This window comes from Burkholderia sp. SCN-KJ, from assembly GCF_024656005.1.
Classification (GTDB): Bacteria; Pseudomonadota; Gammaproteobacteria; order Burkholderiales; family Burkholderiaceae; genus Burkholderia.
In genome coordinates, this window is record NZ_JANKOG010000029.1 from 1 (window position 1) to 22,403 (window position 22,403).

Genomic DNA, 22,403 nt, shown 5'->3' on the forward strand with positions numbered 1-22,403 from the left:
ATTTTTTTGGCGGCAAGCCGCGCCGGTAAAGGGTGGGTTGGCGGGGAGGATGACGCGCTCGAGCCGGGCCCCCGCCGGCCGCGCCGGCCCGTCGCCCGACCGGCCTGACGACACGGCACGCCGGCACGCCCCCGCGCGCGCGCGCGCCTGCCCCGCCTGCCGCCCGCATCACGTCGAACACCCGCCGCGTATCGAGCGCGACGCTCAAGCGGATCGCGCATCCGCCCGGACACCGCGTTCCGTCCGACGACGAAAACCTTGCTCCGGACACGGTTCGATCGTCCGCACGGCCGGCGGCCGGCCGTCGCATCGCGGGAAGCCCCGCCCGGCGGGCCGTACGCGCGTGCCGCCCCAATCGCGCATTGTTGACATGAAATCAAGATAATTTCGCCCGAGCACGGCTTTTTCCGCAAAAGTAACGCAGGCACACTTCACGCTGTCCACAACGGCCCGGTGCCGTTGCCCCATGCTTACCGGAGCGCATCGCGTGAACACCACGACTTCTTCCCCTTCCCGCCCGGGCGGCAGCGCCGCGCTGCCGCTGCTGGCGCTCGCCGCCGGCGCGTTCGGCATCGGCACGACCGAGTTCTCGCCGATGGGCCTCTTGCCCGTGATCGCCGACGGCGTGCACGTGTCGATTCCGCAGGCCGGCATGCTGATCAGCGCGTATGCGATCGGCGTGATGGTCGGCGCGCCGCTGATGACGCTGCTGCTCGCGCGCTGGTCGCGCCGCTCGGCGCTGATCGCGCTGATGTCGATCTTCACGATCGGTAACCTGCTGTCGGCCGTCGCGCCGGACTACACGACGCTGCTGCTCGCGCGACTCGTCACGAGCCTGAACCATGGCGCGTTCTTCGGGCTCGGCTCGGTGGTCGCGGCCAGCATCGTGCCGCGCGAAAAGCAGGCCAGCGCGGTCGCGACGATGTTCATGGGCCTCACGATCGCGAACGTCGGCGGCGTGCCGGCCGCGACCTGGTTCGGCCAGATGATCGGCTGGCGCATGTCGTTCGCGGCGACCGCCGTGCTCGGCCTGATCGCGATCGCCGGCCTGTTCGCCGCGCTGCCGAAGGGCGCAGCCGGCAGGATGCCGAACCTGCGTGCCGAACTGTCGGTGCTGACGCGCCCGGTCGTGCTCGGCGCGCTCGGGACCACGGTGCTCGGCGCCGGCGCGATGTTCACGCTGTACACGTATGTCGCCCCGACGCTCGAACACCTGAGCGGCGCGACGCCCGGCTTCGTCACCGCGATGCTCGTGCTGATCGGCGTCGGCTTCTCGATCGGCAACATCGCCGGCGGCCGCCTCGCCGATCGCTCGCTCGACGGCACGCTGATCGGCTTCCTGGTGCTGCTGATCGTGACGATGGCCGCGTTCCCGCTGCTCGCGCGCACCCATGCCGGCGCCGCGGTCACGCTGCTGGTCTGGGGTGTCGCGACGTTCGCGGTGGTCCCGCCGCTGCAGATGCGCGTGATGCGTGCCGCGCATGAAGCCCCGGGCCTCGCGTCGGCCGTCAACATCGGCGCGTTCAACCTCGGCAACGCAGTCGGCGCGGCAGCGGGCGGCGCGGCGATCTCGGCCGGCTTCGGCTACGCGGCGGTGCCGCTCGTCGGCGGGCTGATCGCCGCGGCGGGGCTCGCGCTGGTCGCGCTGCAGATGATCCAGCGCCGCCGCGCGCCGGTCGCCGCGAATTCGTAAGCGCCCGGTGATCCGCGTGGTGCCGATACGCGGCACCTCGATTGAGAAATGCCCGCGCCGGGATCCCGGCGCGGGCACTTTCGTTGAAGGCCCGCGCATCGCGCATCGCGCATCGCGCACCGCCGCTTCGACGCTTCGACGCTTCGACGCTTCGACGCTTCGACGCTTCGACGCTTCGACGTTTCGACGTTTCGACGTTTCGACGTTTCGACGTACCGACGTACCGACGTACCGACGTACCGACGTTTCGACGTCTCAGTGCCTCAGCGCGCGGCAGTGAACCCGCCGAAGAACGCGCGCGCATTCGCGTCGAGGCTCTCGAGATGATAGCCGCCTTCCTGCACGATCACCGTCGGCAAGCCGAGCGCACCGATCGCGCCGCCGAGCCGGCCGAACCCGTCGGTCGTGACGGCCACCTGCGATTGCGGGTCGTCCTTGTAGATGTCGAAGCCGAGCGCGAGCACGAGCGCGTCGGGCTGGAACCGCGCGAGCGCCCGCAGCGCGTCGTCGAGCCGCTCGAAGAACGCCGACTCGGGCGCGCCGTGCGGCATCGGCAGGTTCAGGTTGTAGCCGTCGCCGGCGCCCGCGCCCGTCTCGTCCTCGTAACCGGCGACGACCGGATAGAAATTGGTCGGGTCGCCGTGGATCGATACGTACAGCACGTCGTCGCGGCCGTAGAAGATCTCCTGCACACCCTGCCCATGATGCATGTCGGTGTCGAGGATCGCGACCCGGCGATGGCGGCCGAGCAGCGCCTGCGCGGCGATCGCCGCGTTGTTCAGGTAGCAGAAGCCGCCGGCCGCATCGCGGCGTGCGTGATGGCCGGGCGGCCGGCACAGTGCGTACGCATCGTGCGCGCCGTCGCTCACGTCCGCCGCGGCCGCGAGCGCGCTCTGCGCGGACCAGTACGCGGCGCGCCACGTGTTCGCGCCGACCGGACAGCTGCCGTCGGCGAGATAGCGCGCGGCCTTCGCGAGCACGCCGCGCAGCGGGTTCGGGTCGCGCACGAACACGTTCGACATCACTTCGTCGCCCCAGTCGTCGGGCATCCGCTTCCAGTCGCGGTGCGCCTCCTCGAGAAAACGCAGGTAGTTCATGTCGTGCACGGCCGCGATCGGTGCGGTGCCGCGGTCGGCCGGCTCGCGCACGTCGAAGTCGAGCGCATGCACCGCCGCGACCAGCCGCGCCGCGCGCTCGGGCACCTCCTGCGGCTCGCGCATCCTGCCGCGCGACAGGTAGGTGCGCGGATGGTGCAGCAACTGTTCGGGGTGGAAATAGGTTTTCATCGTGGGTCCTCGTCGATTCGCCGGGTCGTGCGTCATGCGTCGTGCGCCGCCGCGGCCACGCGCGTCGCGACGCCCGCGCGCGCGAGCACCGCGTTGAGCAGCACGTTCGTGCCGCGCGTCACGTCGTCGGGCAACGCGTCTTCGGCCTCGTTGTGCGACAGTCCGCCGACGCACGGGATGAACACCATCGCGGTCGGCACGCGGCGCGCGAGCAGGATCGCATCGTGGCCGGCGCCGCTGACGATCCGCTCGTTCGTGTAGCCGAATGCGGCCGCCGCCTGCGCGACCAGTTCGACGCAGGCGCGGTCGAACGGCGTCGCCGGGCTGCGCCAGCAGGTGTCGATCGATACCTGAACGCCGCGCGCGGCGGCCACGCGCGCGCTGGCATCGCGCAGGTCGCGCTCCATCGCATCGACCTGCGCGTCGTCGTGATGGCGCAGGTCGACCGTGAACGTCACGTCGCCTGCGATCGTGTTGCGCGACGCGTTGCGGATGCCGACCTGCCCGATCGTCGCGAGCCCGCGCGGCGCGTAGCCCGCGACGATCCGTTCCAGTTCGAGCGCGATCTGCGCGCTCGCGAAATACGCATCCTTGCGATACGGCATCGGCGTCGTGCCCGCATGCGCGGCCACGCCCGTCACGCTCACGTCGAGCCAGCGAATCGCCTGCCCGCCCGTGACGACGCCGATCGTCGTGCCGTTCGCCTCGAGCACCGGGCCCTGTTCGATATGCGCTTCGAAATACGCGTCGAGCGCGCCGCCCGGCGCGCGCGTGCCGCGGTAGCCGCATGCGTCCAGCGCGGCGCCGAGCGTGACACCGTCGGCATCCTGCTTCGCGAGCGCGTCGTCGAGCGGCAGCGCGCCCGTGAACACTGCCGAGCCGAGCATCGCCGGTGCGAAACGCGCGCCTTCCTCGTTGGTCCACGACACGATCTCGAGCGGCTTGTCGGTCGCGATACCCGCATCGTTCAGCGTGCGCACGAGCTCCAGCGCGGCGAGCACGCCGTACACGCCGTCGAAGCGCCCGCCTTCGGGCTGCGTGTCGAGATGGCTGCCGATCAGCACCGGCGCGGCCTGCGCATCGGTGCCGGCGCGCCGCGCGAACAGGTTGCCGACCGCATCGACGCTCACCGTCATTCCCGCGTCGCGGCACCACTGCGCGAACAGGTCACGCCCGCGCCGATCGTCGTCGGTCAGCGCAAGGCGCCGCACGCCGCCGCGCGGCGTCGCGCCGATGCGCGCCATGTCGGCCAGGCTCCGCCACAGGCGGGCACCGTCGATTTCCAGCAGGTCTTTCATTTGCACTCCGATGAATTCGTTCGTCGAGTTTCAGCGCGAGCCGAGCGCTTCGGCGGCGGCCGGCCGGGCCGCGCGGCGCGCGTCGAGCGCGACGATGCAAAGCAGCGAGACGCCGGCGAGACCCGTGTAGAACACCGCGAGCGGCCACCACTGGCCCGCGAAGCGATGCGCGAGCCAGGTGCCGACGAGCGGCGTCAGGCCGCCCGCGATCGCGCCGCAGATCTGATAAGCGAGCGAGATCGCCGAATAGCGCACGTGCGCGGGAAACACGCCGCTCACGAAGCCCGCGATCACCGAATAGAAACCGGCCATGCAGACGACCGCGAGCGCGATGCCCGCGACGAGCGACGCGGACGTGCCGCCCTGCACGAGCATGAACATCGGGTACGGCGACAGCATCGCGAGCAGCGCGGCGATCTTCAGGAAACGCGCGCCGCCGATGCGCTCGGCGATCCACGCGGCAATCGGCTGCGCGATGAACTGGATGATCGCGACCGCGAACAGGCTGTCGAGGATCAGCGAGCGCGACACACCGACGTACTGCGTCGTGTACGCGATCATGAACGTGTTGGTGAAATAGACGCCCGCGATCCCGATCGTGTTCGCGCCGATGCAGAGCAGCACGAGCCCCGATGCGGAGCGGAACACTTCGGCGACCGGCAGCTTCACGGTGCGGTTCGCCTCCTTCACGCGCGCGAACTCCGGCGACTCGTTCACGCCGAGCCGGATCAGGATGCCGACGACGAGCAGCACCGAGCTCGCGAGGAACGGCAGGCGCCAGCCCCAGGCGAGGAAGTCGGCCTTGTCCATCGACGTGACCGCGCGGAACGCGACCAGCGACAGGATCAGCCCGGCCGGGCTGCCGAGCTGCGCAAACGACGCGAAGAAGGTGCGGCGGCCCTGCGGCGCGTGTTCGCCCGCCATCAGCACCGCGCCGCCCCACTCGCCGCCGACCGCGATCCCCTGCACGACGCGCAGCGCGACCAGCAGCACCGGCGCGAGCATGCCGACCGTCGAATAGTCGGGCAGCAGCCCGACGCAGACGGTCGCGACGCCCATCATCATCAGCGTCGTCATCAGCGCCTTCTTGCGGCCGATGCGATCGCCGAGGTGGCCGAACACGATGCCGCCGAGCGGGCGCGCGAAGAAGCCGACCGCGAACGTCGCGAACGACGCCATCGTGCTGACGAAGCGGTCATGCGACGGGAAATAGAGTTCGCCGAACACGAGCGCGGCGGCGGTCGCGTAGATGTAGAAGTCGTACCACTCGATCATCGTGCCGATGAACGCGGCCGTCGCGGCACGCGCCGGCTGGCGGGCGGAAGGAAGGGACTGGGTCATGCGGGCTCCTGGCGCGCGCCGCGGCACGCGCGATATCGTGATGGCCGGCCGTCTGTCGCGGCCTCGCGCCGCACGGTGCGGCGCCCCTCCTTTATCGGCGACCGCACATCATTAGTCAAATTTCAAGTTATTATTTCGCGTATAAATTCAGCTAATGACTGATTCGATGCGCGCCGATCTCGCCCCCTTCCTCAACGACCGCCTCGACTGGAACCTGCTGCGCACCTACCTGGTGATCATGCAGGAGCGCAGCGTAAGCCGCGCGGCCGCGCGCCTGCACGTGACGCAGCCGGCCGTGAGCCAGGCGCTGCGGCGGCTCGAGGAGGCCCTCGAGCGCAAGCTGATCGAGCGGCGCGGCGCGCACTTCGCGCCGACGCCGGCCGGCGAAGCCGTGTACCGGATCGCGAGCGACATCTACGGCGGCGTGTCGCGGCTCGAAACGGAGCTCGACGACAGCACGGCCGACCTCACCGGCTCGATCCGGCTGCTGACGGTGAGCCGCATCGAGTCGCCCGTCTACGACGAATTCCTCGCCGACTTCCATCGCGCGTATCCGCGCATCGACCTGCAGATCGAAGTGATGCGCTCGTCGGACATCCTGTCGTCGCTGCTGCAGAAGACGGCCACCGCCGGGCTCGGCCTGTGCCGCACGCCGCACGACAAGCTGGAGATGCGCTGCTTCCTGCGGCAGCGCTACGCGATCTACTGCGGCCGCCATCACCGGCTGTTCGGGCAGACGCAGTTGCGGATGGACGACCTGCTCGCGGAAAACTTCGTGTCGTTTACGAGCGACCAGATCGGCGACAGCCTGTCGCCGCTCACCGTGTTCCGCGACCAGAAGGGCTTCACCGGACGCATCGTCGCGTCGTCGCCGAGCCTCGAGGAAGTGCGGCGGCTGATCTTCGCCGGTTACGGCATCGGTTGCCTGCCGGAGCACATCGTGCGCGACGACATCGCGCAGCAACGCCTGTGGCGCCTGCCGCCGGACGATGGGCTCGTCGACGTCGACGTGTTCCTGCTGTGGCATCGCGACCGCAAGATGAACGCGGCCGAGCAGGCGTTCCTCGACGCGATGGAGCGCTGCATGCAGCGTCATTCGCTCGCGGAACGGCTGGGGATGTGAGCGCGCGGATGTTGGCGCGCGAACGCGGGCGCACGCATGCCGGCGCGCGAATGCGCGCACCCGTGAGGGAAACAGGCGCGGGCCCGCGCGGCCCGGCGCCCGCTGCCCCGTCAGAAGCGATGCACGATGCCGAGCTGCACGCCGCGCGCATTCGCGCCCGGATACGCGAGCGGCAGGCCCGGGTTCGCCGCGCCGGCGAGCGTGTAGCCGGCCTGGTTGCGGTTGCGCAGGTACGACAGCGCGCCGTAGAAGCTCGTGCGCTTCGACAGGTCGTATTCGTACATCAGCCCGAACTGGTCCGCGTTGTCGCCCTGCGACGTCTGGTCATGCAGGTACGCATAGCCGAGCGCGACGTAGTTCGCCGGATTGAGCTGGTACTTGACCGACAGCCCGTACACGCGCGAATCGATCCCGAGGTCGGCCCACTTCACCGCGGAGAAGCCGCCGTATACCGTCGCCTTGCCGATTGCGTACGACGCGCCGGCCATGATCGTGCGATCGGTCGTGGTCGCGGTCTTGTTCTTCAGCCACTGGCCCGCGACGAATGCCGCGAACGGCCCGTGCTCGTAGGTCACGTCGAACTGCTGGCTCGAGCCTGCCGAGCGCACGCCGCCCGCGTCGCCGAATCCGAAATACAGCCCGGCCTGGAAACCGGCGATCTCGGGGCTCTGGTACGACAGCGTATTGCTGGTGCGGAACGCGAACACGGTCAGGTTGTCCATGCCGGACGCCTGCGTGACGCCGCCGAACGCGTCCTGCCCGCCCTGGTCGTTGAATAGCGGCGAATTCTGGCGGCCCGCACGCACCTTGCCCCACTGCCCCGCGATGCCGACCCATGCCTGCCGGTTGAACATGCTGCCCGAGCTTGCCAGCGAACCGTCGTTCGGGTTGAAGCCGTTCTCGAGCGCGAACTCGATCTTCTGGCCGCCGCCGATGTCCTCGCCGCCCTTCAGCCCGAAGCGGCTGCCCCACTGGCCGCCCGAGCCGATCGCCGCCGTGTAGCCGTTGCCGGTATTCACGTACTGCGCGAATTCGTCGATCACGCCGTACAGCGTGACGCCGTCCTGCGCGAGCGCGGCGCCCGACCCACCCAGGCATGCGGCCGTAACGGCCATGCGAAGACCGGCATGCGCCGATCGCGCCCGGGAACGATTGTCTCGTGCGTTCATCTGATTAGTCCTACTATTCAATCAAAGGAGAATGGAACGATGCCGGGCACGGTGGTCTGCCATGCCGGCATCGCGGATAACGAAGGTGAGGTGCAGCGCGGCAGCCGGTCGCGCCCGGTTCGGCGCGGCGGGCCGCTCAGGCCGACTACAGGCCGGCCCGACGGACGACGCGATGCGTCAGTGATGAACCTCGCCGCGTTCGAGCGGCAGGATCAGGCGCTCGGGGATGCTGCGCCGCGACGCACGCGCGCCCACGTAGTACAGCACGGCCGGCACGATGAGGCCGAGGATCCACGAGATGTCGGTGCCGCCGAGCGCGTCGACGAGCGCACCGGTGTAGATGTGCGTCGACATGAACGGCAGCTGCACCAGGATGCCGACCACGTAGATCGTGATCGCCATCACGTTCCAGCGGCCATAGCGGCCATCCGGATCGGACAGCGCCGGCACGTCGTAGCGCGAACGCGTGAAGCAGTAGTAGTCGACCAGGTTGATCGCGCTCCACGGCGTGAAGAACGCGAGCAGGAACAGGATGAACGCGGTGAATTCCTTCAGGAACGAATGGCGGCCGGCGAGCGCGATCAGCGTCGACACGCAGATCATCCCGAAGATGTACACGAGACGGCTCTTCGACGACACCGCGCCCTTGCCGCGGAAACCGCTGACGATCGTCGCCATCGACATGAAGCTGCCGTACGCGTTGAGCGCGGTCACCGTCACCTTGCCGAACGCGATGCTGAAGTACAGCAGCGCGGCCACGGCGCCCGTCGAGCCGAGGCCGACGATATACGACACCTCGTGGTGGGCGAACTGGCTGCCGGCCAGCGCGGCCGCGAACACGCCGAACACCATCGCCGCCTGCGCGCCGATCACCGAGCCGAGGCCGACCGCGAGGAACGTGGCGACCGACGACGTCGAGCGCGGCAGGTAGCGCGAGTAGTCGGCGACGTACGGGCCGAACGCGATCTGCCACGACGCGGACAGCGACATCGACAGCAGGAAGCTCGCGAGCGAGAAGTGCCTATTCGCGAGCAGCGCGCCGACGTCGTGGTTCGCGAACAGCTGCGTGAACATGTAGACGAACGCGACGATGCCGATCACGCTCGCGATCCGCCCGACGAAGTGGATCGCGCGATAGCCGAACACCGTCAGCACGACGATCACGGCCGCGAACAGCAGGATGCCGGCCGCGTCGTCGACGTGCAGCAGTTGCGCGACGGCCTGCCCGGCGAGCACCGAGCCGCTGGCGGAAAAACCGATGTACATCAGGCACACGAGCACGATCGGGATCATCGCGCCGTAGACGCCGAACTGCACGCGGCTCGAGATCATCTGCGGCAGCCCGAGCTGCGGCCCCTGCGCGCCGTGCAGCGCCATCACCGCGCCGCCGATGAACTGGCCGAGCAGCAGCGCGACCAGCGACCAGAACACGTCGCCGCCGAGCACGACCGCCAGCGCGCCCGTGACGATGGCCGTGATCTGCATGTTCGCGGACAGCCACAGCGTGAACTGGCTCAGCAGTCCGCCGTGGCGTTCGGCATCGGGAATGAAATCGATCGAGCGTACCTCGATCAGACCGCCGGCTTTTCCACTGGGATTCGTTGACACGGGTAAATCTCCAAGATACTGAGGATCACAAATGTTGGGACGAGACGGAAAACGTGCCGAGCCGCCCTTTCGGCCCGTCGGGTGCGGGGCGCCGTGGATCGCCGGCATGCGCCACGCACGCACGGTCAGCACGCTGGCGCGCAATGGGCACGACGTGTGCCGACATTGCCAGCGGATGATCTTGTATATACAACTTGGCTGATATCGGTGATTACCCGGAATCCGGTAATTTTCGAAATCGTCTGAGAAAACGGGATACGTTCAAGCTGCGGAGCAGTCGGTTGCGCGTATGGAAAGTGTATGAAAAACGAAAGCTCAGGCGCCGGCGGGCGACACCTGATCGGGTGCGGCGACCATGTCGGCCGCAGGAAGGAGTGTCAGCATGCGCCGCACGGCCTCGACGTCGCGTGCATGCAGCCATTCGTCGTAGTCGTCGCGACGCAGGATCACGACGCCCCGCTTCTCGTCGCCGGGCCGGTGCATGCGCGCGAACACCGGATGATCGTCGGCATTGACCGTGAGCATCGTCATGCCGATCCGCTCGTGGCCGTCGGCCGCTTCGTAGCGCCGCCAGAGGCCGGCGACGCAGCACGGTTGCCAGCCGTCGAAGCCGATCCGGTGCCACACGTTGCGGCCCGTCTCGTAGCACGGCTCGAAGATCCAGCGCGCCGGAATCAGGCAGCGCTGGCCGTTGCGCCAGGCGTTGCCGTAGAGTCGCGACTCACCGACCGTCTCCGCGCGCGCGTTCACCGTATCGAGCTTCTTTCGCTTGCGGCCGTGCTCGTCGAGACGCTCGGGCTGCATGAACTTCGGCCAGAAGCCGAACACCGCGCTGACGACCGCGAGACCGTCGCCGTCGGCACGCGCGATGGGCGCCGCATAGTCCGGATATACGTCGAGTTCCCACGGGTCGCGGCGAAACAGGTCGCCGATGCCGATCCTCAGCTCGCTGATGCCCGGGTCTTCATCGGGGGCGCGGTAGCGGGTGCACATGGTTGGGCAGACGATGGACGCGATGTCTTCATCGTAGGTCAGCCTGCACGCGACATGTCCGCTATTGCCTGGTGTGACGAAACAGTCTTGCAACAGGTCGGCCTGCTTGATGGCGTCGTGCGCGAACCGCCGGCGCAGGCCGTCCGTTCGTTCAGCCGTGCCGCCGGCGGCACGTCGTCGCCGGTTCCGGTTCAGGCCAACCGTTCCGATCCGATCACCTGCACGCCCGGGCGCGCGTCGAGCGCGGCGTCGGCCTTGACCGATCGTCGGCAATCCGGATATTCGAAGCGCGAACCGTCATGTCGAATCCGGCGCGGAAGACACGAAGCCGACGCCCGCGATCGACACAAACAAGAAGCCCCGCCGTGGCGGGGCTTCGATCAGCCGCACGGGCCGGCACATGCTCACACATGCAGCGCATGTCCCAGCGCGCGCAACGCCGCCTCCTGCATCGCTTCGCCGAGTGTCGGATGCGCGTGGATCGTGCCGCCGATGTCCTCGAGCCGCGCGCCCATCTCGAGCGATTGCGAAAACGCGGCGGCCAGTTCCGACACGCCGCGCCCCACCGCCTGCCAGCCGACGATCAGGTGCGTGTCGCGCCGCGCGACGACGCGCACGAAACCATCGGTCGCCTGCAGCGTCATCGCGCGGCCGTTCGCCGCGAACGGGAACGACGCGCTGATGCAGTCGACACCGGCCGCCTTCGCGTCGTCGGGCGACCAGCCGGACGTGACGACCTCGGGATCGGTGAAGCACACGGCCGGGATCGAGGCCGGCGTGAACTTGCGGCGCCGTCCCGCGATCAGCTCGGCCACCATCTCGCCTTGCGCCATCGCGCGATGCGCGAGCATCGGCTCGCCGGCGACGTCGCCGATCGCCCATACGTTGCGCATCGACGTCCGGCATTCGTCGTCGATGCGCAGTGCGCGGCCGTTGCGATCGAGCGGCAGCGATTCGAGCCCGAAGCCGTCGACGCGCGGCCGGCGGCCGACCGCGACCAGCACGCGATCGGCCGGCAGCGTTTTCTCCGCGCCGTCGGGCGTCTGCACGCGCACCGCGCCGTCGCTCGCGAGGCCCAGCACCTGGTGGCCCGTCCATAGCCCGACGCCGAGCCGCGCAAGCGAATCGGCGACCGGCTTCGCGAGTTCCGCGTCGTATGCAGGCAGCACGCGCTCGGCCGCCTCGACGATGCTGACGTCGACGCCGAGCTTGCGATAGACGAATCCGAGTTCGAGCCCGATGTAGCCGGCACCGACGACGACCAGCCGCTTCGGCAACGACGCGGGCGACAGCGCCTCGGTCGACGAGACGACGTGGCCGCCGAACGGCATCGACGGCAGCGCGACCGGCTCCGAGCCCGTCGCGAGCAACAGGTGCTCGCAGGCGATCCGCGTCGTGTGGTCGCCGGCGACGACATCGACCGTCTTGCCGTCGACGACGCGCGCGTCGCCGTGCAGCACGCGCACGCCGTGCTTCTTCAGCAGCGCGCCGACGCCGCGCGTGAGCCGCTCGACGATGCCGTCCTTCCATGCGACGCTTTTCGCGATGTCGATCTCCGGCGCGCGCACGCGAATCCCGAGCATCCCCTCGCCGGCCTGCCCGCGCGCCTGCTCGAACGCGTCCGCGACGTGGATCAGCGCCTTCGACGGAATGCAGCCGATGTTCAGGCACGTGCCGCCGAGCCGGTCGCGCTCGACGAGCACCGTCGGAATGCCGAGCTGCCCCGCGCGAATCGCGGCGACGTAACCGCCCGGCCCGCCGCCGATCACGAGCAGCGTGGTGTGTTCGTTCTTCATCGGGCTCACTCCACGAACAGCAGCGCCGGGCGCTCGAGCACCTCGCGCACGGCCTGGATGAATTCGGCCGCGTCCGCGCCGTCGACGACGCGATGGTCGAACGATGACGACAGGTTCATCATCTTGCGCGCGACGATCGCGCCGTCGCGGATCATAGGCCGCTCGACGATCCGGTTCACGCCGACGATGCCGACCTCGGGATGGTTGATGACCGGCGTCGACACGATGCCGCCGAGCGCGCCGAGGCTCGAGATCGTGATCGTCGAGCCGGTCAGCTCGTCGCGCTGCGCGCGGTTCGCGCGCACTGCGTCGGCGAGCCGCGCGATTTCCGCCGAGATCGACCACACGTCGCGCGCTTCCGCATGACGCAGCACCGGCACCGTGAGGCCACCGTCCGTCTGCGTCGCGACCCCCATGTGCACCGCGCCGTATTGCGTGACGACACCGGCTTCGTCGTCGTAGCGCGCGTTGATCTGCGGGAAGTCGCGCAGCGCGATCACCATCGCGCGGATCAGCAGCGGCAGCGGCGTGAGCCGGCCGCGCGTGTCGCCGTGGCGCCGGTTCAGCTCGGCGCGCAGCGCTTCGAGTTCGGTGACGTCGATCTCCTCGACGTAGCTGAAGTGCGGAATGCGGCGCTTCGCTTCCTGCATCTTGCGCGCGATCGCGCGCCGCAGGCCGATCACCGGCACCTCGGTTGCGTCGTTGCGCTCGGCGTAGCCGCGCGCTTGCGATCCGCGCGCGGCGCCCCCGCCCGTGCGCGCATACGCGTCGAGGTCCGCATGCAGGATCCGCCCGGCCTCGCCGGTGCCGCGCACGTAGCGCAGCTCGATGCCCATGTCCCACGCGCGCTGGCGCACCGCCGGCGACGCGAGCGGCCGCTCGCCCGGCGCGAGTGCCGCGCGCGGCGGCGCCGCATGTTCCGCGTGGCGCGGCTCGGCCGGCGCGCGGGACGCGGCGTGCGTCGCCGCCTTCGACGACGCATGTGTTTCGGATCCCTCAGCGATGGAAGATGAATCGGCAGGCACGTCGACCGCCGCCGCTCGCTGCGTCGCATCCGGGCCTGCATCGCGTGCTTTCGCGCTCGATTTCAGGTTGCCGTCGCCTTCGACTTCGAGACGAATCAGCTCGCTGCCGACCGCCATCATCTCGCCGATCCGGCCGCCGAGCTCCAGCACCTTGCCCGCCACCGGCGACGGAATCTCCACCGCCGCCTTGTCGGTCATCACATCGGCGAGCGGCTGGTCTTCGGCGATCGTCTGCCCCGGTTGCACGTGCCAGGCCACCAGCTCGACCTCGGCGATCCCTTCGCCGATATCCGGCATCTTGATGACATGAATCCCCATCTCAGGCCTCCATCACGCGTCGCAACGCTTCGCCGACCCGGGCCGGCCCGGGGAAATACGCCCATTCCTGCGCGTGCGGATACGGCGTGTCCCAGCCCGTCGTCCGCTCGACCGGTGCCTCCAGATGGTAGAAGCAATGCTCCTGGACGAGCGACACCAGCTCCGCGCCGTAGCCGCAGGTGCGCGTCGCCTCGTGCACGACCACGCAGCGGCCGGTCTTGCGCACCGACGCGACGATCGTGTCGAGATCGACCGGCCATAGCGTGCGCAGGTCGATCACTTCCGCATCGATGCCGGTCTCCTCGGCAGCCGCCAGCGACACGTGGACGGTCGTGCCGTACGTCAGCACCGTCACGTCGTTGCCGGGCCGCACGACGGCGGCCGTGTCGAGCGGCACCGTGTAATAGCCGTCCGGCACCTCACTGCCCGGATGCTTGAGCCACGACGTGACCGGACGCTCGTGATGGCCGTCGAACGGCCCGTTGTACAGGCGTTTCGGCTCGAGGAAGATCACCGGATCGTCGTTCTCGATCGACGCGATCAGGAGTCCTTTCGCGTCGTACGGATTCGACGGCATCACCGTGCGCAGTCCGCAGACTTGCGTGAACATCGCCTCCGGGCTCTGGCTGTGCGTCTGGCCGCCGTAGATGCCGCCGCCGCACGGCATCCGGATCGTCATCGGCGCGGTGAACTGGCCCGCCGAGCGATAGCGCAGCCGCGCGCCTTCCGACACGATCTGGTCGGAAGCCGGGTAGAAGTAGTCCGCGAACTGGATCTCGCAGACCGGCCGCAAGCCATACGCGCCCATCCCGACCGCAGCGCCCACGATCCCGCCTTCCGAGATCGGCGCGTCGAACACGCGCGACTTGCCGTACTTGGCCTGCAGCCCCTCGGTGCAGCGGAACACGCCGCCGAAGTAGCCGACGTCCTGCCCGAACACGACCACGTCGTCGTCGCGGCCGAGCATCACGTCCATCGCGGAGCGCAGCGCCTGGATCATCGTCATCGGCTGGGCCGATGACGTCGTTGTTTCATGTTGCGCCATGATCACGCTCCCAGTTCCTGGCGCTGACGGCGCAGATGCGCGGGCAGCTCCTTGTACACGTCGTCGAACATCGAGGCCGGCGACGGAATCCGGTCGTCGGCCAGCGTCCCGAACTTCTCCGCTTCCTTCTGCGCGGCGATCACCTCGGCTTCCAGTTCGGCCGTGAGCGCGTCGTGCGCGCTGTCCGACCAGATGCCCTTCGCGATCAGGTGCTGCTTGAAGCGGGCGATCGGATCGCCGAGCGGGAAATGGGCCCAGTCGTCGGCCGGCCGGTATTTCGTCGGATCGTCCGACGTCGAATGCGCGCCGGCGCGATAGGTGACCCACTCGATCAGCGTCGGGCCGAGATTGCGGCGCGCGCGTTCGGCGGCCCAGGTCGACGCCGCGTAGATCGCGAGGAAGTCGTTGCCGTCGACGCGCAGCGAAGCGATGCCGCAGCCGACGCCGCGCCCGGCGAAGGTCGTCCCCTCGCCGCCCGCGATCGCCTGGAACGTCGAGATCGCCCACTGGTTGTTGACGACGTTCAGCACGACCGGCGCGCGATACACGTGCGCGAACGTCAGCGCGGTGTGGAAGTCGGCTTCCGCGGTCGCGCCGTCGCCGATCCACGCGGACGAGATCTTCGTGTCGCCCTTGATCGCCGACGCCATCGCCCAGCCGACCGCCTGGATGAACTGCGTCGCGAGATTGCCGGAGATCGAGAAGAAGCCGGCTTCGCGGTCCGAGTACATCACCGGAAGCTGGCGCCCCTTCAGCGGGTCGCCTTCGTTCGACATCAGCTGGCAGATCATCCGTTCGAGCGGCACGTCGCGCGCGATCAGGATGCTTTGCTGGCGGTAGGTCGGGAAGCACATGTCGCCGTGACGCAGCGCCATCGCATGCGCGGCGCCGATCGCCTCTTCGCCGAGGCTCAACATGTAGAACGAGATTTTCTTCTGACGCTGCGCGATCATCATGCGCGCGTCGAAGATGCGGGTCTTCAGCATCGCGCGCATCCCGGCGATCAGGCGCGCATCGTCGAGATCCGGCGCCCACGGGCCGAGGGCTTCGCCGTGATCGTCGAGCACGCGCACCAGGCTGCGGGCGAGATGGGCGGTGTCCGCCGGCGCTACGTCGATCGGCGGGCGGCGAACCGCGCCGGCCGGCGATAGATGCAGATAGGAAAAATCCGTCTTGCAGCCCGGGCGCCCGGTGGGCTCCGGCACATGCAGACGCAATGGCTCTGACAGGCTCATCGTGTCGTCTCCACGCTCGATTGTGTCTCACGCTGATTGAAACGCGCGGCCGGTTGCCGGCTCACGCGCGGGCTGGCGCGCGGATAAGCACGCCAACCTTGGGAATGTATGCCTTGCCGTGCCGGACGTCGATGCCCAACCCGCTCGTTCGGGGTGAGCAGATTTGCCATGGCGGCGACGATGGGCGAGCGGCGTTGCCGGTGGGTTTGAAGGACGGTTGCGTGTGCTGCGATGCGTCAACGCGTCGGCGAGCGCGGAATCGATGCGCGTCTGTCACGCGTGTCGGAGGGTACGAAGCGAAAGACCCCGCGAAATCCTGGATTTCGGCGGGGTCTTTGTCTTTGTCGGTGCGCGTCCGCGTGCTTCAGCGCTCGCGCGCCGGATCGTTCCGGCGCGCGAAGGCGCGAAGGCGCGATGCGTCGATGATGCGATGCGTCACGCGTCGGGGCGCGCGATGTCGAAGCGGCTGTCGGGCGTCACGTGCACGTAGGCGGACGGGCCGCCCGCGCGCAGAATGATGCCCGCGCCGAACGTGTCGAAGAGGCCGTCCTTCAGCAGGTCGTGACGGATATGCACGGCGACGACCTCGCCCAGCACCAGCGTGGCCGGCGTCTCGACGCCGCGGTGGTCGCGCAGCCGGATCACGTCGGTCACCTTGCATTCGAAGTTGACGCCGCTTTCCGCCACGCGCGGCACGCCGACGAGGCGCGACGGAATCGCGGTCAGGCCGCCGAGTTCGAATTCGTTCACGCCGTACGGCACGGCGGCACAGGTCTGGTTCATCCGGTCGGCAAGGTCGCGCGTCGCGAGGTTCCAGACGAACTCGCCGGTTTCCTGCACGTTGCGCAGGCTGTCCTTCGCGGCCGTGCTCGAAAAGCCGATGATCGGCGGACGATAGTTGAATGCGTTGAAGAAGCTGTACGGCGCGAGGTTGAGCGTGCCGTCGTTGCCGCGGGAGGAAATCCAGCCGATCGGGCGCGGGCCCACGATCGCGTTCAAAGGATCGTGCGGCAGCCCGTGGCCTTGCGACGGTTCGTAATAGTGGTAGTTCGAGTCGGTCATGGCGGGTGGTCTTGCGGGAGGGAAACGTCGTTTGATTCCATCGGCCGCGTCACGTGCGGCGACGGTGGTGGCGACGGCCTGTGCGACGTACGTGCCAAGTATCACATGGCGGCGCTTTCGTCGCAGCGAAGTGGCCCGCCATGGCCCGTCGAGCCGACATTTCCCTTCAAGCCCGAAGTTCAGGACTTTTTTACCCACACATGACCGATAACCGCCGGAGAGCAGCGTCAGAAATGATGCAGCAGCGCGACACGCGCGACGTATTGATTCGGACCCGACGAGATATCGGCGGCGCCCGGAATGTACGCGTAGTCGAAGTCGGTGCCAGTGTGCGCGTTCAGCGCATGCTGATAGACACCTTCGACGAATACCGACGTGCGTTTCGACAAGTCGTAGTTCAGCTTCGCGCTCAGTTGATGCCACTTCGGATTGAACGAGCCGACCGTCGACGCCACGCGGGCCTGGGTGTACGTGTATGCCGCGCCGATGTAGAACGCGGTCGTGAAGTGATAGAGGCCGTTCACCTCGAAGTTGTCGAATTTCCACGACTGCCACGCACCGCCCGCCGGCTGCGTCGTACCGGTGAAATACGCGTTCGACGTCGGATCGTAGACGTCGACGTGCGAATACGTGAATCCCACGAGCGCATTCGAGAACGCATAATTCACGCCGATGCCGATGTTCTGCTGCGACGACGCATCGAACGTGTTGTCGCCGGTGATCGCCCCGGCCGAATCGGCATTGCGTGCGTTGTTGATCTTCAGGTACGACGCGCCGACCGTCAGCCCGCCCTGCTGGTATTGCAGCGCGGCGCCATAGAGACGGTTGTTCGCGAAACCGCCCGCCTGATTGCTGAATCCATACATCGCCTCCGCGGTAACACCGTGCCACGCGGGCGACACGTACTTGACCGCGTTGTTCACGCGGAACGAGTAGTCGGTGTTGTCGTTGTCGTACGGATGCGAGAACAGGTAGCCGGTCCAGTTGCCGTTTGCGGTGAGCGGCGAGAAGACGTCGACGCTCGGATCGTACTGGCGACCGAACGTCAGGGTGCCGTAACGATCCGACGCGATGCCGACGAAAGCCTGACGGCCGAATTCCCGGCCGCCCTGGCTCATTTTTCCGTTGTTGACGTCGAAGCCGCTCTCGAGCGTGAAAATCGCCTGGTAACCTGCGCCGAGGTCTTCGGTGCCCTTGATACCCCAGCGGCTGCCGTAGTCGTAGCCGCTTTGCAATTGCACGGTTCCGTGGCCGCGCGCGTTGCTCGTGTAGTTGATGCCGTCCTCGATCTTGCCGTACAGCGTCACGCTGCTTTGTGCATGCGCCGCAGCAGCAAGCAACGCGGCGGGTGCGATGATCCCCCAACGCATGTTCATGACGATTTACCCCCAGGTCTTTCGTTTGCTGGTCGCAACGGTTGCGTGCTGCGAAGGTGCGTCGCGTCGATGTTTCCCGGCGATGCGACGGGCGCAGTGTAATGAGCCGTTTTTCTGCTGTTAGCGGCCTGCGGCGGAAAGGTGCTCTCCAGAACGCCGGCTGTTTTTCGGCGCGGAAAGCGGATAGCCGGGTGTTGAAGCGCGCTTCATTCGGGCGACGAGCGGACGCCTGAAGCAAATCGCGGGGAATCGATATTTCAATCGCCGGTACGTTTGCGTTTGGCCGGCGCGGGGATCTACGGGAACCGGCCGCCGCAATCGAAGCACGACCTGAAAAACAAAAAACCCGCGAGCGGCTTGTTTCTCGCGGGTTTTCGGAACTTCATGGAATCGCACGGAAGCGATCTTGGTGCCGGGGACCGGACTCGAACCGGCAAGCCAGTTAAGGCGGCGGATTTTCGTCACACTGCTTCTTTCAAAGCCGGCGTCGTCGAAACGACGCCGTTCGTGCGCTGGACTATGCCTTCGCCGTCGCGCGCGGGCGGTGTTGCCGCCCGTGCGCCTTAGGCGCCCCCCGTCTAGTCTCTACACCTTCCTCGCTGCAGTCGTACCGCGAGGCTTGGCTCGGCGTTGCCTCGACGCACGGCGCGCGTCAGGGGTTTCACCGAATTTGAAGGGTTCTGCACCGGTCGTTTCCGGCCGGGCACTCAATCGTTTAAGTCCGCTATGTTTACCAATTTCATCACCCCGGCAAAAGGGCGGACGCGATTCTACCATTGCTTGCACATGCATTAGCTGATTCGCGTGCATTGCATCGCGATGCAGCATGTCGGCCTACCCTGTCCACACCCGAACCCGAGCACCGCAATCGACGTCGGCGCGACACCGTCACCGATTTCCTCCCGCGCCGCAGCATCCGCCGATACAATCGAACCCGCCCCGCTCGCCGGGCGCCAACCGTCTGATGTTTGTATCGCATCTTTTGCGAAACAGACGTCTCGTCAGTCATCGCGAAGTCACAAACGCTTTCGATAATTCTCCCGTCGAAAACGTTTACATCGCGTAACTTCATGCCCCCGACCATCAAGGACGTCGCCGCGCTCGCCGGCTTCTCGATCGCCACCGTCTCGCGTGCGATCAACGCGCCGCATACCGTCAGCCCCGCCACGCTGGCGACCATCCGCACCGCCATCGACACGCTGCAGTTCCGCCCGAGCCCGCTCGGCCGGCAGTTGCGCGGCGAGCGCACGCGGCTCGTCGGCGTCGTCCTGCCGACGCTGTCGAATCCGGTATTCGCCGACTGCCTGCAGGGCATCGACGAACTCGCGACCGCGGCCGGCTTCAAGCTGATCCTGATGACGACCGAATACGACGCGGCGCGCGAGCGCCACGCGATCGAGACGCTGCGCGAGCAGCGCGTCGAGGGGCTGATCCTGACCGTCGCCGATGCGGACACGCATCCGCTGCTCGACATGCTCGACCGCGACGGCCCGCACTACGTGCTGATGCACAACGACACGCAACGCCGCCCGTCGGTGTCGGTCGACAACCGCAGCGCCGCCTACGACGGCGTGCGCATGCTGACGGCACGCGGTCATCGCCGCGTGCTGATGCTGGCCGGTTCGCTCGCCGCGTCGGATCGCGCTCGCCAGCGCCATCTCGGCTACGCGCAGGCGCTCGAGGAGGCCGGCGTCGCGACGCTGCCGCCGGTCGAGGTCGACTTCAACGCGGCCGAGCTGCCCGACGCGGTGCTCGCGCACCTCACCGCGCGAGCCACGCGCCCGACCGCCCTCTTCTGCAGCAACGACCTGCTCGCGATGGTCGTGATGCGCGGCCTGCGCCGCGCGGGCTTCTCGATTCCCGACGACCTGTCGGTGCTCGGCTTCGACGGCATCGCGATCGGCGAGCTGCTCGCGCCGCCGCTCGCGAGCGTCGCGACGCCGAACCAGGACATCGGCCGTCATGCATGGCAGCGCCTCGTCGAATGCATCGGCGGCGCGACGATCGAGCGCACGTCGCTGATCCTGCCGCATACGGTACGCGACGGCGCGACGGTCGCGCCGCCGGCCGCCGACCTGCAGTTGCACCAAGCCTGAACACGCGCGCCACGCCATCGTGCGCGGCGCGCGCAAGCTACCCCGACCCCGCCCGGAGATCCACCGTGTCCTTTCGCCTGACCTCGCTGCTGCGCGTGCTCGCAGCCCCCGTCGCCTGCGCCGCGCTCGTCGCGTTCGCACCCGCGGCCCATGCCGACGAATCCGCGATCTGCTACAACTGCCCGCCCGAATGGGCCGACTGGGCCGCGCAGATCGCGGCGATCAAGCAGAAGACCGGCATCCGCGTGCCGTTCGACAACAAGAACTCGGGCCAGGCGATCGCGCAGCTGATCGCCGAGCAGAAGAGCCCGGTCGCCGACGTCGTCTATCTCGGCGTGTCGTCGGCGTTCCAGGCGAAGGACAAGGGCGTGATCGCGCCGTACAAGCCCGCGCACTGGAACGACATCCCCGCGAACCTGAAGGACCCGCAGGGCTACTGGTTCGCGATCCACTCGGGCACGCTCGGCTTCTTCGTGAACAAGGACGCGCTCGACGGCAAGCCGGTCCCGCGCTCGTGGGCCGACCTGCTGAAGCCCGAATACAAGGGCATGGTCGGCTACCTCGATCCGTCGAGCGCGTTCGTCGGCTATGCAGGCGCCGTGGCCGTCAACCAGGCGCTCGGCGGCAGCCTCGACGACTTCAAGCCGGGGCTCGACTGGTTCCGCAAGCTGAAGGCGAACGCGCCGATCGTGCCGAAGCAGACCGCGTATGCGCGCGTGCTGTCCGGCGAGATTCCGATCCTGCTCGACTACGACTTCGACGCGTATCGCGCGAAGTACAAGGATCATGCGAACGTCGAGTTCGTGATTCCGAAGGAAGGCACGATCGCGGTGCCGTACGTGATGAGCCTCGTGAAGGGTGCGCCGCACGACGCGAACGGCAGGAAGGTGCTCGACTTCGTGCTGTCCGACGAAGGCCAGAAGCTGTGGGCCAATGCGTACCTGCGTCCGGTGCGCGCGCAAACGCTCGGCGCCGACGTCGCCGCGAAGTTCCTGCCGGCGAGCGAATACGCCCGGGCGAAATCGGTCGACTTCGGCAAGATGGCGGCCGGCCAGCAGGCGTTCGGCCAGCAATACCTGCAAGTGATGCAGTAAGCGCCGGACCACGCCATGCTCGACCTGACTTTCCCGCTGCGCTGGCGCGTCGCCCTCGTCGCGCCGGCGCTCGCGGTGTTCGCCGCGTTCTGGCTGCTGCCGATGGCGGCGCTCGTGCGGGTGTCCGCCGACGGCGCGTTCTTCGCGCAATACGCGGCGCTGCTCGGCAACGCGCGTTACATGACGAGCCTCGGCGAAACGATCGCGTTGTCGGCCGGCGTCACGCTCGCGACGCTGGCGCTGTCGACGATCTCGGGCCTGCTGCTCGCGCGCCGCGAATTCGCCGGCAAGCGCGTGCTGCTCGCGCTGCTCACCTTTCCGCTCGCGTTCCCGGGCGTCGTGGTCGGCTTCATGGTGATCATGCTCGCCGGCCGGCAAGGGCTGATCGGCATGCTGTCCGCGAAGCTGACCGGCGACAAGTGGGTGTTCGCGTATTCGGTCGCCGGGCTGTTCGTCGGCTACCTGTACTTCTCGATCCCGCGCGTGATCGTCACCGTGATCGCGGCCGCGTCGAAGCTCGACGCGTCGCTCGAGGAAGCCGCGCGCTCGCTCGGCGCGTCGCCGTGGCGCATCTTCGTCGACATCGTGCTGCCGGCGCTCGCGCCGGGCCTGGTCGCGGCCGGCGCGATCTGCTTCGCGACCGCGATGGGCGCGTTCGGCACCGCCTTCACGCTCGCCACCGACCTGAACGTGCTGCCGATGACGATCTACACCGAATTCACGCTGAACGCGAACATCGCGACGGCTGCCGGCCTGTCGATCGTGCTCGGCGTCGTCACGTGGGCCGTGCTCGCGCTCGCGCGCCGGTTCACCGGCCACACCGCCGCTGCCGCGGCCTGAGGATT

The 22,403-nt window shown here is 68.1% G+C and carries 17 protein-coding genes; 5 read left to right on the top strand and 12 right to left on the bottom strand.

All coding sequences use genetic code 11. The features are described from left to right. The first annotated feature begins 487 nt into the window (after positions 1–487). Positions 488–1,693, top strand: coding sequence for an MFS transporter (locus NQV17_RS32245; protein WP_257775371.1), 1,206 nt, complete (start codon positions 488–490; stop codon positions 1,691–1,693). A gap of 263 nt (positions 1,694–1,956) precedes the next feature. Here the strand turns inward: NQV17_RS32245 and NQV17_RS32250 are convergent, their stop codons facing one another. The 3 genes from NQV17_RS32250 to NQV17_RS32260 are packed head-to-tail and all read right to left on the bottom strand — an operon-like array spanning position 1,957 to position 5,618. Further along, a complete protein-coding gene (locus NQV17_RS32250) occupies positions 1,957–2,979 on the bottom strand; it encodes a histone deacetylase family protein (RefSeq protein WP_257775372.1) in 1,023 nt (340 codons plus the stop codon). Between the two features lie 32 nt (positions 2,980–3,011). Next, entirely contained in the window at positions 3,012–4,277 is a 1,266-nt protein-coding gene (locus tag NQV17_RS32255; RefSeq protein ID WP_257775373.1) for a Zn-dependent hydrolase, read from the bottom strand. A gap of 30 nt (positions 4,278–4,307) precedes the next feature. Further along, on the bottom strand, positions 4,308–5,618 hold the full coding sequence (locus tag NQV17_RS32260) for an MFS transporter (RefSeq protein ID WP_257775374.1): 1,311 nt from the start codon (positions 5,616–5,618) through the stop codon (positions 4,308–4,310). A gap of 166 nt (positions 5,619–5,784) precedes the next feature. On the opposite strand from NQV17_RS32260, the gene NQV17_RS32265 reads away from it, so the two are divergent. Continuing rightward, positions 5,785–6,741 carry a LysR family transcriptional regulator gene (locus tag NQV17_RS32265; protein ID WP_124487628.1) on the top strand — a complete coding sequence of 319 codons (957 nt, stop codon included), beginning with the start codon at positions 5,785–5,787 and terminating at the stop codon, positions 6,739–6,741. Between the two features lie 110 nt (positions 6,742–6,851). Here the strand turns inward: NQV17_RS32265 and NQV17_RS32270 are convergent, their stop codons facing one another. From NQV17_RS32270 to NQV17_RS32310, 9 genes are all read right to left on the bottom strand, one after another. Beyond that, on the bottom strand, positions 6,852–7,910 hold the full coding sequence (locus NQV17_RS32270; RefSeq protein ID WP_257775375.1) for a porin: 1,059 nt from the start codon (positions 7,908–7,910) through the stop codon (positions 6,852–6,854). Between the two features lie 177 nt (positions 7,911–8,087). Next, positions 8,088–9,518 (bottom strand): cytosine permease, encoded by a 1,431-nt coding sequence (locus NQV17_RS32275; RefSeq protein ID WP_257775376.1) that lies wholly within the window; start codon positions 9,516–9,518, stop codon positions 8,088–8,090. Positions 9,519–9,833: 315 nt separating this feature from the next. Next, on the bottom strand, positions 9,834–10,511 hold the full coding sequence (locus NQV17_RS32280; RefSeq protein ID WP_257775377.1) for an SOS response-associated peptidase: 678 nt from the start codon (positions 10,509–10,511) through the stop codon (positions 9,834–9,836). 404 nt (positions 10,512–10,915) lie between these two features. Further along, positions 10,916–12,307, bottom strand: a complete 1,392-nt coding sequence (gene lpdA, locus NQV17_RS32285; protein WP_257775378.1) for a dihydrolipoyl dehydrogenase — start codon at positions 12,305–12,307, stop codon at positions 10,916–10,918. A gap of 5 nt (positions 12,308–12,312) precedes the next feature. After that, a complete protein-coding gene (locus tag NQV17_RS32290; RefSeq protein WP_257775379.1) occupies positions 12,313–13,650 on the bottom strand; it encodes a dihydrolipoamide acetyltransferase family protein in 1,338 nt (445 codons plus the stop codon). A gap of 1 nt (position 13,651) precedes the next feature. After that, positions 13,652–14,695, bottom strand: a complete 1,044-nt coding sequence (locus NQV17_RS32295) for an alpha-ketoacid dehydrogenase subunit beta (RefSeq protein ID WP_257775380.1) — start codon at positions 14,693–14,695, stop codon at positions 13,652–13,654. Between the two features lie 2 nt (positions 14,696–14,697). Then, positions 14,698–15,930, bottom strand: a complete 1,233-nt coding sequence (locus NQV17_RS32300; protein WP_257775381.1) for a 3-methyl-2-oxobutanoate dehydrogenase (2-methylpropanoyl-transferring) subunit alpha — start codon at positions 15,928–15,930, stop codon at positions 14,698–14,700. Positions 15,931–16,365: 435 nt separating this feature from the next. Next, positions 16,366–16,992: a flavin reductase family protein gene (locus NQV17_RS32305; protein WP_257775382.1), complete on the bottom strand. Its 627-nt coding sequence runs from the start codon at positions 16,990–16,992 to the stop codon at positions 16,366–16,368. 227 nt (positions 16,993–17,219) lie between these two features. Next, complete coding sequence (locus NQV17_RS32310) at positions 17,220–18,368, bottom strand: porin (RefSeq protein WP_257775383.1); 1,149 nt, start codon at positions 18,366–18,368, stop codon at positions 17,220–17,222. A 1,070-nt stretch (positions 18,369–19,438) separates the two neighbouring features. Here NQV17_RS32310 and NQV17_RS32315 point away from each other — a divergent pair. From NQV17_RS32315 to NQV17_RS32325, 3 genes are all read left to right on the top strand, one after another. Further along, positions 19,439–20,464 carry a substrate-binding domain-containing protein gene (locus NQV17_RS32315; RefSeq protein ID WP_044844945.1) on the top strand — a complete coding sequence of 342 codons (1,026 nt, stop codon included), beginning with the start codon at positions 19,439–19,441 and terminating at the stop codon, positions 20,462–20,464. Between the two features lie 65 nt (positions 20,465–20,529). Beyond that, positions 20,530–21,558, top strand: coding sequence for an ABC transporter substrate-binding protein (locus tag NQV17_RS32320; protein WP_124487543.1), 1,029 nt, complete (start codon positions 20,530–20,532; stop codon positions 21,556–21,558). 15 nt (positions 21,559–21,573) lie between these two features. Next, positions 21,574–22,398, top strand: a complete 825-nt coding sequence (locus NQV17_RS32325) for an ABC transporter permease (protein ID WP_257775384.1) — start codon at positions 21,574–21,576, stop codon at positions 22,396–22,398. Positions 22,399–22,403: the final 5 nt, after the last annotated feature.